Below are 16,124 nucleotides of genomic sequence, written 5' to 3'. Positions count from 1 at the left end.
ATGCCTCCCTTTATCGAAGAGTATTCATTAACATCATGACTGAGCAAACTATTACTATCGATGGTCGTAAAATTGGTCCTAACTTTCCGCCCTATATTATTGCCGAACTATCGGCTAATCATAATGGCGATATCAATCGTGCTTTTGCAATCATGGCAGCGGCGAAAGAAGCAGGTGCTGATGCGATAAAATTACAAACCTATACTCAAGATACCATTACTATGGATTGCGATAGTGATGAATTTCAGATCAAGGGTGGTTTGTGGCATGGACAAAGCTTATATGAGCTGTATAAGGGCGCACATATGCCGTGGGAGTGGCATCAAGCTTTATTTGCTAAAGCAAAAGAGTTAGGTATCACTATTTTTAGTTCACCGTTTGATTTTACTGCGGTTGATTTGTTAGAAGAGTTGGATGCGCCAGCTTATAAGATCGCTTCGTTTGAGGTTATAGATTTACCCTTGATTAAGCGGGTGGCACAAACCGGTAAACCGATGATTATTTCAACGGGAATGGCGAATAAGGCCGAGATCCAAGATGCGGTAACCACAGCAAGAGAAAATGGCTGTGAAGAATTAGTCGTGTTACATTGCGTCAGTGGTTATCCGGCTCCAGCTGAGCAATATAATCTGCGTACTATTAGTGATATTACAGCGCGTTTTGATGTACTTTCCGGTTTATCAGATCATACTATTGATAATGCAACTGCGGTTGTGTCGGTAGCTTTCGGCGCTTGTGTGATTGAAAAACATGTCACTTTAGATCGTAATGGTGGCGGTGCAGATGATAGCTTTTCGCTTGAGCCGGCAGAATTCGGTCAGCTGTGTCGTGATACCCACACCGCTTGGCAAGCACTAGGTAAAGTGAATTACGAAAGAACAGACGTCGAAAAAGGTAATGTTAAATTTCGCCGTTCGTTATATGTGGTTAAAGATATCGCTGCTGGTGAGTTATTAACGGCTGAAAATGTTCGCAGTATTCGTCCTGGTTTTGGCTTAGCACCGAAACATTATGACGCTGTATTAGGTAAGGTCGCTAAGGGTATAATTTATCGTGGGACCGCACTTAGTTTTGACCTCATTGAGTAAGGCGTTAAATAAAATACGCCGCTCATATAGACAATTTAAATGCTAGCATTAACTTGTAGTTATAATTTAATGCTAGAATATCTCTCAAGTTATTTCCACCCATAATCAGGTCAACACCATGAATATTACCATTGCTGGTACAGGTTACGTTGGATTATCAAATGCTGTGTTATTAGCGCAGCATAATAGCGTGATTGCATTAGACATTATTGCTGAAAAAGTCGAACTTATTAACAACAAAAAATCGCCTATTTCTGATAATGAGATTGAAGATTTCCTCGAGAATAAAGAACTTGATCTTATCGCGACGACTGACAAGCAACTTGCTTATGCTAATGCTGATTATGTGATTATCGCGACGCCGACAGATTATGATGTGGTACATAATTATTTTAATACCAAATCAGTAGAAGCGGTGATTAAAGATGTGATGGCGATTAACCCGAGTGCGGTGATGGTGATCAAATCGACGGTACCTGTTGGTTATACTAAAGAAGTAAAACAACGCCTTGGTTGCGATAATATCTTATTTTCACCTGAGTTTTTACGTGAGGGTAGTGCGTTATACGATAACTTACACCCATCGCGTATTATTGTCGGTGAACAGTCTAAGCGTGCCGAAATTTTTGCTGGCTTGTTAATGCAAGGTGCGGTTAAAACAGATATTGAGGTACTATTTACTGATTCTACCGAAGCTGAAGCGGTTAAACTTTTCTCCAATACTTATCTTGCTATGCGCGTAGCTTATTTTAATGAGTTGGATAGTTATGCTGAAACCCATGGTTTAGATACCCGTCAGATCATTCAAGGTGTGGGTTTAGACCCACGTATTGGTAGTCATTACAATAATCCGTCGTTTGGTTATGGCGGTTACTGCTTGCCAAAAGATACTAAGCAATTACGCGCCAACTATGAAAATGTGCCTAACAGCTTAATTAGCGCCATTGTTGATGCCAATTCGACACGTAAAGATCATATCGCTGACGCTATTATTGCTAAAAACCCGCAAGTTGTTGGTATTTATCGTTTAATTATGAAAACTGGCTCAGATAATTTCCGTGCTTCATCAATTCAAGGCATCATGAAACGCATTAAAGCCAAAGGCATTAAAGTTGTGGTGTATGAGCCAGTATTGACTGAGAGTGAATTCTTTAAATCTCCGGTGCTTACCGACCTCAATGAATTTAAAGCCCTTGCTGATGTCATAGTATCGAACCGTTTAGCGGACGAACTGCTTGACGTCGCTGACAAAGTTTATACTCGCGACTTATTTGGTAATGATTAGGTTCATACTATATTAATAAAGTGAAAGTATAATTTATAAATATAAGTGAAAAATAAATGAAATATTTAATTACTGGCGCAGCAGGCTTCATTGGTTCGCGCTGTGCAGAGTTACTATGTCAACAAGGCCATCAAGTGATTGGTGTTGATAATTTAAATGACTATTATGATGTTAATTTAAAACACGCGCGTTTAGCCAATACAACAAAATCAGCGCTATTTACCTTTCTTGAATTGGATCTCGCCGATCGTGACGGTGTCGCGGCGTTATTTGCAGAGCATCAATTTGATCGCGTTATTCACCTAGCTGCTCAAGCGGGCGTACGTTATTCCATTGATAATCCAATGGCGTATGCTGATAGCAACTTAACCGGCTTCTTAACCGTGTTAGAAGGTTGCCGTAATAATCAGGTGAAGCATTTAGTGTATGCCTCATCTAGCTCGGTTTATGGCTTAAATAACAAAACCCCATTTAGTACCAGTGACAGTGTTGACCATCCTATTTCGTTATACGCAGCATCGAAGAAATCAAATGAATTGATGGCGCATACTTACTCGCATTTATATGGCGTGCCGACAACGGGTCTACGCTTCTTTACCGTGTATGGTCCTTGGGGTCGTCCGGATATGGCGCTGTTTAAGTTTACTAAGGCGATCATTGCTGGTGAAACCATTGATGTTTATAACAACGGTGACATGTTACGCGACTTTACCTATATCGATGATATCGTTGCTGGGGTATTGCAAATTCAAGATGTAATACCAACACCAGATACTGAATGGAAAGTTGAAACAGGCAGCCCAGCAACCAGTAGCGCGCCTTATCGAGTTTACAATATAGGTCATGGTAGCCCGGTTAAATTAATGGATTACATTGAAGCATTAGAAGACTCGTTAGGCATTAAAGCCAAGAAAAACTTTATGCCAATGCAGCCGGGAGATGTTTATGCAACCTATGCTGATACCCAAGATTTGTTTGCAGTTACAGGTTACACATCGAAAGTAAAAGTGAAAGAAGGCGTGAAAGCCTTTGTTGACTGGTACCGTGACTTTTATAGCGTATAAATCGTAAATCGTAAATTGTAAAACGCAAAGAATAAAAGGATAAAATCTTGAAGATAACTAAAGCGGTAATTCCAGTAGCTGGTCTCGGTACACGTATGTTGCCTGCAACCAAAGCGATCCCGAAAGAGATGTTACCAGTGGCTGATAAGCCACTTATTCAATATATCGTTAATGAATGTGCAGCTGCAGGTATCACCGAGATCGTACTTGTTACTCATGCCTCTAAAAATGCCATTGAGAACCATTTTGATACCTCGTTTGAATTAGAATCTACGTTAGAAAAACGTGTTAAACGTCAGTTGTTAGCGGAAGTACAGGCAATTGCACCAAAAGGTGTAACGATCATGCATATTCGCCAAGGTGTCGCTAAAGGATTAGGGCATGCAGTATTGTGCGCAAAACCAATTATTGGTGATGAACCGTTTGCGGTAGTATTACCTGATGTATTGATGGATGAAGTCAGTGCAGATCTAAAAACTGAAAACTTAGCCAGCATGATGCGCCGCTTTGATGAAACCGGTTTTAGTCAGATCATGGTTGAACCTGTGCCAATGAATTTAGTGTCGGGTTATGGTGTTGCTGATTGTGGTGGTGTTGAACTTAGCGCTGGTGAATCTACACCTATGACGGCTGTTATTGAAAAACCTGCACAAGATAAAGCGCCATCAAATCTTGCTGTTGCTGGCCGTTATGTTTTACCTGCCGCAATTTGGGACTTGCTAGCACGTACAGCACCTGGCGCGGGTGATGAAATTCAGTTAACGGATGCTATTGATGATCTGATGAAATTAGAAACAGTAGAAGCTTTCCACATTAGTGGTAAGTTACACGACTGTGGTTCAAAGTTAGGTTACATGAAAGCTTTCATTGAGTATGGCTTGCGTCACCCTGAAGTAGGCGCTGATCTACAAGAATTTATTCGTGGTTTGAAATAACCCCCTCCCAACCTCCCCCTAAAGTTAAGGGGAGGAGAAAAAGCAAGATCCGCACTGCTCTTGTTCCCTCCCTTTTCTTAAGGGGAGGGCTAGGGTGGGGTCGCTCTTGTTCTTAATCTAACTCTGTTTCTAACCAATCCGAATCTAATTGCGCGAATGCTAATAGCAGTGCTACTACCGCCGCATAAAAGCCAAATTTATCACAGGCTTTTACTTTCATTTCAAAATCACCTAACCAGTTAAGTAAGTGCGTTTGTAAGAAGTCGTGCTGTAGTGCAAAGTTAGCGCGGATCGCCTCTTCTGATTCAGAATCTAATGTTTTTAAGATCAAGTTACCCATGAAGTCTAACTGGATAGCTATGTGATCAGCTGGCTCGCTGTATTTGTCATTGATATTGATGTTGTGCTCATCTAACAACGCGGTCATCTGCTGATATGATTCTTGCATCAAGTGACCATTTTCACTGGTGAATACTGACTCATACGGGGGCGCTGATGATTTACTGTTACCTAAGAATACTTGGGCATAATCAGCGCATAATTCTAAACGCGCATCGTTACGTAGGTTTGCAGCGGCTAATGAACTGATCAACTTCTCAACTGGCGCTGTTAACGCTGGTGTTGCGGCTAACCCTTGTAAGAAAGCTTGGATCTCAGCGGACTGGTATTTACCCAGCTGTTCATCAGATAACTCTGTTGCTAATGTTGTTGAAAGCCACCAGTAGATCTCTGAGCGGGTTTGACATAATTGAGTTAGTTCATCCATTGTGTTCTCCAAAGGGTGAGGGGCTAGTGTAAATGCTGTAATTGTGGCGCATTATAGCGAATTAAATTAACCGAGGAGTCAGTTTTGATCAAAGTTAATTTAAAATGCAGTGTTTTCACACAAAATTGAAATTTTCTCAAGGCATTCTAGTAGGAAGTCGGCAACATTCACGTTACAATGTGCTCCTGTTTGGCGTTGCTAGCTAAATTTTAGGTTTACTAGTAAAATGTTAAACTTACTAACTAGATGTTAAGATTGCTAACTAGATGTTAACTTAACGGACCAACTTGTATTATCTCAATCAGGAGAAAACGGATGTTTACACGTGATATGAATATAGCTGACTATGATGCAGAATTATGGGCAGCAATGACACAAGAAGTAACTCGTCAGGAAGATCATATCGAGCTAATTGCTTCAGAGAACTATACAAGCCCACGCGTAATGGAAGCTCAAGGCTCTCAGCTTACTAACAAGTATGCCGAAGGCTACCCAGGCAAACGCTACTATGGCGGTTGTGAGTATGTTGATATTGCTGAGACTTTAGCAATCGAACGTGCTAAGCAATTGTTTGGTGCTGATTACGCGAATGTACAACCACACTCTGGTTCACAAGCAAATGCTGCTGTTTATATGGCATTAGTTAAACCAGGTGATACTGTACTAGGCATGAGCCTTGCTCATGGTGGTCACTTAACACACGGTGCAAGCGTAAGCTTCTCGGGTAAAATCTACAATTCAGTTCAGTACGGAATCAACCCTGAAACGGGTGAACTTGATTACGCTGAAGTTGAAGCGTTAGCAATTGAACATCAACCAAAAATGATTGTTGCTGGTTTCTCTGCATACTCTGGTGTTGTTGATTGGGCTAAATTCCGTGAAATCGCTGATAAAGTAGGTGCTTACCTATTCGTTGATATGGCACACGTTGCAGGTTTAGTTGCTGTTGGTCTATATCCAAACCCAATAAAACATGCACACGTTGTAACTACAACGACGCATAAAACATTAGGTGGTCCACGTGGTGGCCTTATCCTTGCGCAAGCAGACGAAGCGATTGAGAAAAAATTAAACTCAGCAATCTTCCCTGGTGGTCAAGGTGGTCCTTTAATGCACGTTATCGCTGCTAAAGCGGTTGCATTTAAAGAAGCGATGGAACCAGAATTTGCGGTTTACCAACAAAATGTACTCGATTGTGCGAAAAGCATGGTTGCAGTATTACAAGAACGTGGTTTCAAAATCGTATCAAACGGTACTGAAAATCACCTGTTCTTAGTTGATCTGATTGGCAAAGAATACTCAGGTAAAGACGCAGATGCGGCACTGGGTAATGCACATATCACCGTAAACAAAAACTCTGTACCTAACGATCCGCGTTCACCATTTGTTACATCTGGTCTACGTATCGGTACACCAGCACTTGCTCGCCGTGGTATCCCAGCTGATAAAGCTGCTGCACTTGCAGGTTGGATGTGTGACGTATTAGATAACATCGGTAATGAAGAAGTAGCTGCTACTGTACGTGCTAACGTACAAGCACTATGTGCTGACTATCCTGTATACAAGTAATTAAATGTGTAGACCTCAAGGTCTATGAACTTTGATTCATGTATTAACCGTAAATGCGACTGAGCTTTAATTAAAGTTTTAAGTTGGTCATTTACGGTTTTTTTGTGCCTAAAAATCAACGTATTTACCATGCCTAATACCACCTCATACCCCAAATCATGCTATTTCCATGCTTTTTTATTGCCTCAGGATCATATGATCAGCTGTTAGTTTCATGTACTGCTGTTAATCTAGTTTCATAGACCAAGGATGGGAAATATGATGAATAAATTGCTACTGATAAATGTATTAAAAGCTATACCTCAGCAACTAGGTAAAAGGATGTGCATTGTAGTATTTGCTGTTGTAGTAAGTGGTTGTAGTTCAGTTGACGTATTAACTAAAACTGAAAATGGTGCTTCTTATGAATATCAACTTGGTCAGTTTGAAACGATAGAAGTGGTTGATATGGCAAAGGAACATTGTGGTAAATATGGTAAGAATGCCGAACTAACTAATCGTTATTCTGATGCTAATCGCATATTCAATACATTGATATTTAACTGTTCATAACGTTTCAGCATTATTTAAATCTTAATTGTGACGTCGGTGGGCGGTAAATATAATCCGGTAGTTTTAAATTCAGCGCACAGGTGTTAACATAATCGTAACATGTCGTTCTGTTTAGCGGTTAGGACAATGAATAAATAAATACTTGGGAAGGAATGCTCAAGTTCAAGCAATGGATAGGGTGAGGTATAAGGGATGATGCTGAATTCAAAAGGTAATTATAAACGTTTATTATTAGCGTTAATATGTGGCTCGGTGAGCTTTTCGACATTTGCTAAAGTATATAGTTGGCGCGATGCCGATGGTGCGATGCATTATAGTCAGTTCCCACGTCAAATCGTGGAAAAAAATGCGGCGCAAAGTCGAGCTAGTCGTAAACACGCTGATATGAATGATGTCGTAAACAATTTATCTCCAGCTAAAAAAGTAAATAATTTACTGGATGGTCTTGATGATATCGTTGCAAATGCCAACGTTGAGCGTCAAATTGACAAGGTTCTCACGCGTCGTGATCCTCATTTGGTGTTAATTGAACAACAACTCGCCCGTCAGCAAGCTGAGCAGCATGCATTACGTGTTGCTAAACACGAAGCGTTTAAAGTACAGCAAGCGCTTGTAGCAGCGGCTAATATTGCTGAAGCAAATAACAAAGTGAAACAAACATTAGCTAAAAATAGCTTTATGGCTGGGATCCACAGGCGTGTTTACGGCAATGTCGATACTAAAAGCAATGACGTAGCTCAACCTATCTTGCCTACGCAGTTAGCGTCAACATCTCCCCAAGCGTTAAATACCATTGCAAATGTGGAAATAAAGCAACCGCGTAAAATGACAAATAAATTCTTAGCGGGTATCCAAAACAAGTTAAAGCGTAAGCAAAGTGTGGAAGTAATCCAACCTGCAAAGAGACCGCAATCAGCCTCGACTTATATTTTTGAACCTGTTGAATCAATCACAGTGACTGCGGCTATGGTTGTCGTTGATACGCCATTGATTGAACAAGCTGCCGTATTTAAACCTAGAGAGCTAAAACCTGAAGCGCTAAAGCCAGTCGTTGCATCTCGCACGATAGCGAAGGTGTCGCGTAAGGCACAATCAAAACCCCACAACGCTTTCCTCGCCGGTATTAAAAAGAAATTAAATCGTAACAATGAAACACTTGTTATTGCTGAACCTGTGATCCTTGCGAGTCAACGCTCTGCTGACAACAAGTTCAAAGCGACACCTGAGCAAGTTCAGAATAAATTCTTAGCCGAAATAAATAAAAAGCTCTTCCGAGCACATTTAGCAACGGATAATAGTGGGACCGGTACCACTTCAGTTGCTGAATTAGTTAAATCGAACACTGATATTAATGCTAAGCGTCGTCGTACCACGACAGTGAAAAATAAAGAATTAATACAGGGTGCTGATCAGATTAAAGCGATTGAAAATGAAATTAGCAGCCGTAGTCAATCAAACAAAGTAAAAACGCCATCAGTAAAACAAGTTAACTCGGCGTTAATGCTAAGTAGATTAAGCTATAATCACAAGGCGCGTTTACCACTATTGGGTGCGGGAACCAACCAACTTGATCGGCAAGGTATTTCTGCTTCAAGTCAGTTTGTAAGTGATGTGAACCGTAACGCTGAGTAAGCGTGAAGTAAATTTAGGTCGGTTTTTATCTCATTAAAGTAGAGGTTGGAAACCGACTGATTATTCAACAATTTGTTAACTTATTTATTAATTCCACGAAATTACCTGCACTTTTCTGTACCCGCCTGCTGTTTAACGATAGACTCAGAATAATATTATTCAATAGGATTGTTTATGTTCTGTCCATTTTGTTCAGCGACTGAAACTAAAGTTATCGACTCTCGTCTTGTGGCTGAAGGCCATCAGGTGCGTCGCCGCCGTGAGTGTGCGAAATGTCATGAACGTTATACTACCTTTGAAACTGCCGAGTTAGTGATGCCACGCATCATTAAAACGGATGATACACGTGAACCTTTTAACGAAGATAAACTGGTTAGTGGTATTTATCGTGCGTTAGAAAAACGTCCGGTTGCCGCAGAGCAGATTGAACTTGGTATTAATCAGATCAAATCGAGTTTAAGAGCCACTGGTGAGCGTGAAATCGAATCAAGTTTTGTGGGTGAACTGGTGATGGACGTATTGAAAAAGCTCGATAAAGTGGCTTATGTACGGTTCGCTTCTGTTTATCGTTCTTTTGAAGATGTAAAAGAATTTAATGAAGAAATCGCCAAACTCGACAAATAATCCGTTATCTGAGTCCTCATTGATTATGCCAAACAAATCACGTGCTGAGTTAGACCTGCTATTGGAAGAAATAGTTTCAATTAGTCAGTTCAATGATACTGACCATTTACATATGCAACGTGCGATCGCACTTGCACAAAAAGGCCGTTTTACCACGGCTCCGAATCCAAATGTTGGCTGTGTGCTCGTTAAAGCAGATAAAGTCATTGGTGAAGGTTTTCATTTACGTGCGGGTGAGGCTCATGCTGAAGTCCATGCTTTAAATTCCGCGGGTGATGATGCCCAAGGTGCCACTTGTTATGTGACACTCGAACCATGTAGCCACTATGGTCGTACACCGCCTTGCGCAGCAGCCTTGGTTAATGCTAACGTTCATGAAGTCGTCATTGCCATGGTCGATCCGAATCCGCAAGTGGCAGGTAAGGGCATTGCAATATTAATTGCCGCGGGTATTAAAGTACGTGTGGGGCTGTTATCGGCGCAATCCCATGCCTTGAATCCAGGCTTTATCTTACGAATGCGCGAACAACGTCCTTTTGTACGTCTAAAAATGGCAGCAAGCTTAGACGGGCGTACAGCATTGAAAAACGGTGAGAGCAAATGGATCACCGGTTCTGCAGCTCGTTCTGATGTACAAGTATACCGTGCTCAAGCCAGTGCAATTTTATCCACCGCCAGTACGGTTATCATGGACGATGCGTCACTCAATGTCCGTTATAGTGAGTTAGGCACAAGCCAAGCCGATTATCCGTTAGATTATGCAGAGAAGTCATTAATTCAAGCAGAGCAGTCACAAGTACGTCAGCCTATACGTGTCGTTCTGGATAATCATCGCCGCTTGGATGCGCACCTTGAACCGTCAGCTAAAGAATTAAAGCTATTTGCGCAGCCCGGTCAGATACTATTAGTTAATGGCGTTAAAAATACAGTTAATGTCGCGACTAAGAATTCGTCTACAGAACAGTTATTGGTGAATGAATCGGTATCACGAATTGAAATTGAGCAAGATAGTCACCATAACATAGATCTAAACCAGTTAATGACAACGCTAGCCCAGCAGAATATTAATGACCTGTGGGTTGAAGCGGGCGCAACACTTGCTGGTGCGTTACTTGAAAATAAGCTGGTGGATGAGATAATTATTTATCTGGCACCTAAGCTGATGGGTGATAGTGCCAGAGGACTAGCAGTATTAAGCGAGCTAACTGAAATGGCGCAAGTGCCTACATTTAGCTTTACCGATATCACGCAGATTGGTGACGATCTTCGCATTACAGCAAAACCGGAATACTAATGTTTACAGGAATTATTGAAACCGTGGGCACGCTCACTGGTTTAACCCCCAAAGGGGCTGATGTGAGCATCACTGTTGATAGTGGTGATCTTGATTTAAGTGACGTGAAACTTGGTGACAGTATCGCGACCAATGGTGTATGCCTGACGGTTGTTGAACTACTCGGCAATGGTTACCGCGCTGATGTGTCATTAGAAACGATCAAGCGATCTGGTTTTGCGCATTACCGTATTGGTGATAAGGTTAACTTAGAAAAAGCGTTAACCCTAAGCACGCGTCTCGGTGGTCACTTAGTCAGTGGCCACGTGGATGGCGTTGCCGAGATTGTTAAGATCAGTAAACTTGGTCGTGCGACTGAGTATTGGTTACAAGCACCGAACGAATTAGCCCGTTATATCGCCGAAAAAGGCTCAATTACCATTGATGGTATTAGTTTAACGATCAATGAAATTGACGGCGCTAAATTCAAATTGACGATCGTACCGCATACTGCATTAGAAACAACGATAGAAAGTTATGTAGTCGGTCGTAAAGTTAACTTAGAAGTAGATGTGATTGCCCGTTATTTAGAACGCATTATGCTAGGTGATAAAGCCGCTGAATCAAGCACACCGGAACAGGGCATCACCATGGATTTTCTTGCGAGTAATGGATTTTTAAAGTAAAACATCTATTAACGATCAGTTTTTAATTGTTATAAAAGGGCTATGAGCATGGCACTAAGTCGTATTGAAGATATTATTGAAGACATCCGCCTAGGTAAAATGGTTATCTTGATGGATGATGAAGATCGCGAGAATGAAGGCGATCTGATCATGGCGGCTGACAAAGTCACGCCAGAAGCGATTAACTTTATGGCGACACACGGTCGTGGTTTAATTTGTCTGACATTAACCAAAGACCGTGTAGCGAAACTGCAACTGCCTTTGATGGTTCAAGACAATACGGCGCAATTTTCAACTAACTTCACTGTTTCGATTGAAGCGGCTGAAGGCGTGACCACTGGTATTTCTGCAACCGACCGTGCGGTGACAATTTTATCTGCCGTTGCAGGTGATGCAAAACCTGCTGATATCGTCATGCCTGGGCATATTTTCCCACTTGCAGCACAAGACGGCGGCGTATTAACACGCGCTGGTCATACTGAAGCAGGTTGCGATCTTGCACGTCTAGCCGGTTGTGAACCAGCTGGTGTGATTGTTGAGATATTAAAAGATGACGGTGAAATGGCGCGTCGCCCAGATCTAGAAATCTTTGCTGAAAAACACGGTCTCAAATTAGGCACAGTGGCTGATTTAATTGAATACCGTAATAGCAATGAAACCACCATCGAGCGTGTCGCTGAATGTAAATTACCGACAGAATACGGTGATTTTGATTTAGTGACTTACCGCGATACCATTGATAATCAAGTTCACTATGCATTACGCAAAGGTGAAGTTGTTGCTGGGCAGCCAACATTGGTACGTGTACATGTACAAAATACCATGACCGATATTTTGCATACCGACCGAGCGAGCAAAATCTCATGGTCATTAGCGGATGCAATGGCACGTATCAGTCAAGATGGCGGCGTCATGGTTATCTTAGGCAATGAAGAAAACTCCCTTGATATCATTGAAAAAGTGAAACAATTTGCCAAAGAAGATAAAGGCGAAACCCAGCCAAAAGCTAAATGGCAGGGTACGTCACGCCGTGTTGGTGTCGGTTCACAAATTTTAGCGGATATGGGCGTGTCTAAGATGAAGCTATTAAGCTCAGACAAACGTTACCATTCACTATCTGGCTTTGGCTTAGAAGTTGTCGAATATATCTCGAAATAAGTTTTAGGCTGGTCTTAGAATATATTTTAGAAATAGCCATGGAATAAGTTTTAGCGATAGTCGTAGAATAAGTTTGCTTGCTGGCGAAAGCTTGGTACAATCCGAGCCCTTTCGTCAGCCGATTCATAATAATTAAAATTGGCCGTAAAATTACGCGCCGTGATATAGGATTTGTACACATGAAAGTTATCGAAGGAAATGTTCCTGCTCCAGAAGCAAAAATTGCAATTGTAATCTCTCGTTTTAACAGTTTCATCAATGAAAGTTTGTTAGCGGGTGCTATCGATTCACTAAAACGTTTTGGTCAAGTTAGCGAAGACAACATCACGATTGTGCGTGTTCCTGGTGCTGTAGAATTACCGCTTGTTACTCAGCGTGTAGCTGCGACAAAACAGTTTGATGCAATTATTGCTTTAGGTACGGTAATTCGTGGTGGTACACCACATTTTGAATTCGTAGCTGGCGAATGTAATAAAGGTCTTGCTCAAGTTGCAATGGACTATGATGTTCCTGTTGCATTTGGTGTGTTAACTACTGACACAATTGAGCAAGCAATTGAGCGTGCTGGTACCAAGGCTGGTAATAAAGGGTCGGAGGCTGCTCTAAGTGCACTTGAAATGGTCAATGTTTTGCATCAAGTTGATGTATTATTGGAGAAAAAATGAAACCTTCGGAACGTAGTAAGGCACGTCAGTTTGCCACACAAGCAATTTATCAATGGCAAATGACACAAGAAACTGTTGCAAATATTGAACACCAATTTGTAACAGATCAAGATTTTAGTGGCACAGATGCGACTTATTTCCGTGAGTTGGTATTAGGCGTAAGCTTAAACTCAGCTGAACTTGATGAGTTAATGAGTCCATTCCTATCTCGTCCTTTGAATGATTTAGACTTGGTTGAGAAAGCAATTTTACGTCTTTCTACATTTGAGCTACTAAAGCGTCAAGATGTACCTTATAAAGTTGTGATCAATGAATCTATCGAATTAGCGAAAGACTTTGGTGCTGAAGACAGCCACAAATTCGTTAACGGCGTATTAGATAAGATTGTAAGTAAATTGCAATTACGTTTGAAAAAATAATTTAATTATTTTCTTCAATGCAAAAAAGCTAGCACAGGTTGCTGGCTTTTTTTATGCCTAAAATTCACTCTTTAGGCATTAATTAACAATACAATTTGGTCTTAATTAAAAATACAACTTGGTCTTAATTAAAAGTACAATAGCAAGATTAATGGCAACCTATGCCCAAGTTACTTCACGATGCTATATCAGAGACTAGTTTGGATATAATAATGGAAACAGCAGTACTATGGCGACAGGCGAGTTTGATTTAATTGGACAATATTTTACGAATAAATCGGTTCCACGTGACGATGTCATAACGGGGATCGGTGATGACTGTGCGATCTTGTCTGTGCCTGCTGGTAAGCAATTAGTGGTGACCACAGATACCATGGTCAGTGGTATTCACTTTCTTAGCGATGCCAACCCTACGGATATCGCCCATAAGCTCGTAGCCGTGAACATCAGTGATATAGCGGCGATGGGCGGACAACCCGCTTGGGCCTCATTAGCATTAACCTTACCGAGTTTTGATACTGAATGGCTAAGCGCATTCAGTGATAGTTTACATCAGCAATTACATCGTTATGGTGTCAGCCTTATCGGTGGAGATACCACCAAAGGTAATATGACGTTAACGCTTACCTTACAAGGCTTTGTTGAGCAAGGTAAAGCCTTACCAAGGCACGGTGCCAAAGCTGGTGATTTAATTTACTGCAGTGGCACGATTGGTGACGCTAATGCAGGATTAAAACTATTAATTGATGCCAATAACCGTACAGACCTTCATCCAGAGAATAGCGATGAAGCATTATTAACGAAGAACGACAAAGATTATTTAATTGCTCGTCATCAACGTCCAACTGCAAGAGTCAGCACCGGCCAAGCCTTGGTTGGTATTGCGAATAGTTGTATCGACCTCTCTGATGGATTGGCGTCAGATTTAAAGCATATACTAAAGGCGTCTAGCCGCGCTTGTGGTGTTGCGCTATCGGCAAATATTGAACTCTCTGCGTTACCTTTATCAACGGCTTTGCAAACTTATGTAAGTAAAGCGCTATGGCCACAGTATGCACTTGCTGGTGGTGATGATTATGAATTACTATTTACCGTGTCAGCAGAGAATAAAGCACAATTAGAAGACGTAATGGCTGAGCATGATTTACCTTATACGCATATTGGTGAAATAGTCAGTGCTGGACAATCGGAACAAGAACAACAAATTAACTATTTTAATGAGAAGCAATTAACGACGCTCGCTTTACAAGGATGGGACCACTTCCAATGAAAAAAGATTTTTTATCGCCAGAACTACAAAAATTAAACTACGCTAATCCAGTGCATCTAGCGGCCGTTGGTTTTGGTAGTGGTTTGTTACCGAAAGCGCCTGGCACGATGGGCACGCTTGCGGCTATCCCGCTATATCTGCTCATGACCAGTGTATTTGAGTTAGGTTTATGGCAATACATTGCTATTGTTGCGTTAGCATCTGTGATTGGGGTATATATTTGCGCAAGTGCCAGTAAAGCCATGGGCGTGCATGATCACGGTGCCATTGTTTGGGATGAAATAGCCGGTTATGGCATTACTATGATTGCGGCGCCGCAAGGTTGGATGTGGGTTATTCTTGGTTTTGCACTGTTTCGATTTTTTGATATTGTAAAGCCGGGCCCGATTGGTTGGTTAGATAAAAATACCCACGGTGGTTTTGGTATCATGATTGATGATGTACTGGCTGGTATCTTTGCTTTGTTAGGTGTTCAGTTGCTCGCGTACTTAATTCTGTAAAAATGTCTTTTTGAAGCGTTTTTAGCTGAGTTTACGCTTTTGTTAATATTGATTAGTCTCGTGGCTATGAAGTTTAAGGCGTAAACGACTAATAGTTGTTTGGCCTATAAAATACTGTATATTTTATTAAATCGTTAATTAACGCCAGCCTTGAGTGCTATAACGATTTATTTAACTGTGTTATAACTCTAATTCGTTAAATTATACGGGTTTGATTTATAACCGCTAACCATCGATATAGCCAATTTTACAAAATTCGTGATTTAAATCACATTCAGTCATCTATCCTGCCTCGTATACCTCTGCTTTCTATGGTTATTACTTTTAGCTATCAATTATTCCATTGAATTATAAGGGATATCCATAAGTTGGTCATGCTTAAACTATATTTTATCTTTGCAGCATAACTTTAATCCCTTGTTAAATCTGTGGATTTAAATAATTAAACTAGCTGATCCCACTATTTGACGAGGTTTTTACGTCCTGTTGTCATTATTTATTCCTTTATCAGAGGTTTACATCACTGCGCTAAGAACGTAATTTCTCTGTGAAAATTACAATTCGCGGGTAATTTATACCTACCTGCAAAAATGGCGTTAACTCAGATCTGGTCTAGTATCTGCTGTTAACGTTATCAA

General features: G+C 41.1%; 16 protein-coding genes. 15 read left to right on the top strand and 1 reads right to left on the bottom strand.

Annotation, left to right across the window (positions count from 1 at the left end; all coding sequences use genetic code 11):
• Positions 1–35 precede the first annotated feature (35 nt).
• The 4 genes from pseI to galU all read left to right on the top strand — a co-directional run bounded on the left by pseI (position 36) and on the right by galU (position 4,372).
• Positions 36–1,088, top strand: a complete 1,053-nt coding sequence (gene pseI / locus PE36_RS09065; RefSeq protein ID WP_006031704.1) for a pseudaminic acid synthase — start codon at positions 36–38, stop codon at positions 1,086–1,088.
• Positions 1,089–1,206: 118 nt separating this feature from the next.
• Complete coding sequence (locus PE36_RS09060; protein ID WP_006031703.1) at positions 1,207–2,373, top strand: nucleotide sugar dehydrogenase; 1,167 nt, start codon at positions 1,207–1,209, stop codon at positions 2,371–2,373.
• Between the two features lie 56 nt (positions 2,374–2,429).
• Positions 2,430–3,437 (top strand): NAD-dependent epimerase, encoded by a 1,008-nt coding sequence (locus tag PE36_RS09055; RefSeq protein WP_006031702.1) that lies wholly within the window; start codon positions 2,430–2,432, stop codon positions 3,435–3,437.
• Between the two features lie 47 nt (positions 3,438–3,484).
• The gene (galU, locus tag PE36_RS09050; protein WP_006031701.1) at positions 3,485–4,372 is read left to right on the top strand and encodes a UTP--glucose-1-phosphate uridylyltransferase GalU; all 888 of its coding nucleotides are present in this window, start codon (positions 3,485–3,487) and stop codon (positions 4,370–4,372) included.
• Positions 4,373–4,484: 112 nt separating this feature from the next.
• Here galU and torD read toward each other — a convergent pair whose 3' ends face one another.
• Positions 4,485–5,138 carry a molecular chaperone TorD gene (gene torD / locus PE36_RS09045; RefSeq protein WP_006031700.1) on the bottom strand — a complete coding sequence of 218 codons (654 nt, stop codon included), beginning with the start codon at positions 5,136–5,138 and terminating at the stop codon, positions 4,485–4,487.
• 315 nt (positions 5,139–5,453) lie between these two features.
• On the opposite strand from torD, the gene glyA reads away from it, so the two are divergent.
• The 11 genes from glyA (at position 5,454) to PE36_RS08990 (ending at position 15,486) form a co-directional block, all read left to right on the top strand.
• Positions 5,454–6,707 carry a serine hydroxymethyltransferase gene (gene glyA, locus PE36_RS09040; protein WP_006031699.1) on the top strand — a complete coding sequence of 418 codons (1,254 nt, stop codon included), beginning with the start codon at positions 5,454–5,456 and terminating at the stop codon, positions 6,705–6,707.
• Positions 6,708–6,965: 258 nt separating this feature from the next.
• A complete protein-coding gene (locus PE36_RS09035; RefSeq protein ID WP_006031698.1) occupies positions 6,966–7,259 on the top strand; it encodes a hypothetical protein in 294 nt (97 codons plus the stop codon).
• A 192-nt stretch (positions 7,260–7,451) separates the two neighbouring features.
• A complete protein-coding gene (locus tag PE36_RS09030) occupies positions 7,452–8,891 on the top strand; it encodes a DUF4124 domain-containing protein (RefSeq protein ID WP_006031697.1) in 1,440 nt (479 codons plus the stop codon).
• Positions 8,892–9,065: 174 nt separating this feature from the next.
• The gene (gene nrdR / locus PE36_RS09025; protein ID WP_006031696.1) at positions 9,066–9,515 is read left to right on the top strand and encodes a transcriptional regulator NrdR; all 450 of its coding nucleotides are present in this window, start codon (positions 9,066–9,068) and stop codon (positions 9,513–9,515) included.
• Entirely contained in the window at positions 9,487–10,809 is a 1,323-nt protein-coding gene (gene ribD / locus PE36_RS09020) for a bifunctional diaminohydroxyphosphoribosylaminopyrimidine deaminase/5-amino-6-(5-phosphoribosylamino)uracil reductase RibD (RefSeq protein ID WP_006031695.1), read from the top strand. Before nrdR ends, ribD begins: the two co-directional genes overlap by 29 nt.
• Complete coding sequence (locus PE36_RS09015) at positions 10,809–11,474, top strand: riboflavin synthase (protein WP_006031694.1); 666 nt, start codon at positions 10,809–10,811, stop codon at positions 11,472–11,474. Before ribD ends, PE36_RS09015 begins: the two co-directional genes overlap by 1 nt.
• 48 nt (positions 11,475–11,522) lie before the next feature.
• Positions 11,523–12,632, top strand: coding sequence for a bifunctional 3,4-dihydroxy-2-butanone-4-phosphate synthase/GTP cyclohydrolase II (gene ribBA, locus PE36_RS09010; RefSeq protein ID WP_006031693.1), 1,110 nt, complete (start codon positions 11,523–11,525; stop codon positions 12,630–12,632).
• A gap of 179 nt (positions 12,633–12,811) precedes the next feature.
• Positions 12,812–13,297: a 6,7-dimethyl-8-ribityllumazine synthase gene (gene ribE / locus PE36_RS09005; protein WP_006031692.1), complete on the top strand. Its 486-nt coding sequence runs from the start codon at positions 12,812–12,814 to the stop codon at positions 13,295–13,297.
• A complete protein-coding gene (gene nusB, locus PE36_RS09000; RefSeq protein WP_006031691.1) occupies positions 13,294–13,716 on the top strand; it encodes a transcription antitermination factor NusB in 423 nt (140 codons plus the stop codon). Before ribE ends, nusB begins: the two co-directional genes overlap by 4 nt.
• A 229-nt stretch (positions 13,717–13,945) precedes the next feature.
• Positions 13,946–14,986: a thiamine-phosphate kinase gene (gene thiL / locus PE36_RS08995; RefSeq protein ID WP_006031690.1), complete on the top strand. Its 1,041-nt coding sequence runs from the start codon at positions 13,946–13,948 to the stop codon at positions 14,984–14,986.
• Entirely contained in the window at positions 14,983–15,486 is a 504-nt protein-coding gene (locus PE36_RS08990) for a phosphatidylglycerophosphatase A (protein WP_006031689.1), read from the top strand. The genes thiL and PE36_RS08990 overlap by 4 nt, the downstream gene beginning before the upstream one ends.
• Positions 15,487–16,124 lie beyond the last annotated feature (638 nt).

Source organism: Moritella sp. PE36 (genome assembly GCF_000170855.1).
Classification (GTDB): domain Bacteria; phylum Pseudomonadota; class Gammaproteobacteria; order Enterobacterales; family Moritellaceae; genus Moritella.
Note: the sequence above shows the minus strand (reverse complement) of the source record. Positions and strands in the feature narration are given on the sequence as shown.

Bases quoted from the DNA above. Each gene is read 5' to 3' on its own strand.
- pseI (WP_006031704.1), top strand. From the start codon at position 36: ATGACTGAGCAAACTATTACTATCGATGGTCGTAAAATTGGTCCTAAC.
- PE36_RS09060 (WP_006031703.1), top strand. From the start codon at position 1,207: ATGAATATTACCATTGCTGGTACAGGTTACGTTGGATTATCAAATGCT.
- PE36_RS09055 (WP_006031702.1), top strand. From the start codon at position 2,430: ATGAAATATTTAATTACTGGCGCAGCAGGCTTCATTGGTTCGCGCTGT.
- torD (WP_006031700.1), bottom strand. From the start codon at position 5,138: ATGGATGAACTAACTCAATTATGTCAAACCCGCTCAGAGATCTACTGG.
- glyA (WP_006031699.1), top strand. From the start codon at position 5,454: ATGTTTACACGTGATATGAATATAGCTGACTATGATGCAGAATTATGG.
- PE36_RS09035 (WP_006031698.1), top strand. From the start codon at position 6,966: ATGATGAATAAATTGCTACTGATAAATGTATTAAAAGCTATACCTCAG.
- PE36_RS09030 (WP_006031697.1), top strand. From the start codon at position 7,452: ATGATGCTGAATTCAAAAGGTAATTATAAACGTTTATTATTAGCGTTA.
- nrdR (WP_006031696.1), top strand. From the start codon at position 9,066: ATGTTCTGTCCATTTTGTTCAGCGACTGAAACTAAAGTTATCGACTCT.
- ribD (WP_006031695.1), top strand. From the start codon at position 9,487: ATGAAGAAATCGCCAAACTCGACAAATAATCCGTTATCTGAGTCCTCA.
- PE36_RS09015 (WP_006031694.1), top strand. From the start codon at position 10,809: ATGTTTACAGGAATTATTGAAACCGTGGGCACGCTCACTGGTTTAACC.
- ribBA (WP_006031693.1), top strand. From the start codon at position 11,523: ATGGCACTAAGTCGTATTGAAGATATTATTGAAGACATCCGCCTAGGT.
- ribE (WP_006031692.1), top strand. From the start codon at position 12,812: ATGAAAGTTATCGAAGGAAATGTTCCTGCTCCAGAAGCAAAAATTGCA.
- nusB (WP_006031691.1), top strand. From the start codon at position 13,294: ATGAAACCTTCGGAACGTAGTAAGGCACGTCAGTTTGCCACACAAGCA.
- thiL (WP_006031690.1), top strand. From the start codon at position 13,946: ATGGCGACAGGCGAGTTTGATTTAATTGGACAATATTTTACGAATAAA.
- PE36_RS08990 (WP_006031689.1), top strand. From the start codon at position 14,983: ATGAAAAAAGATTTTTTATCGCCAGAACTACAAAAATTAAACTACGCT.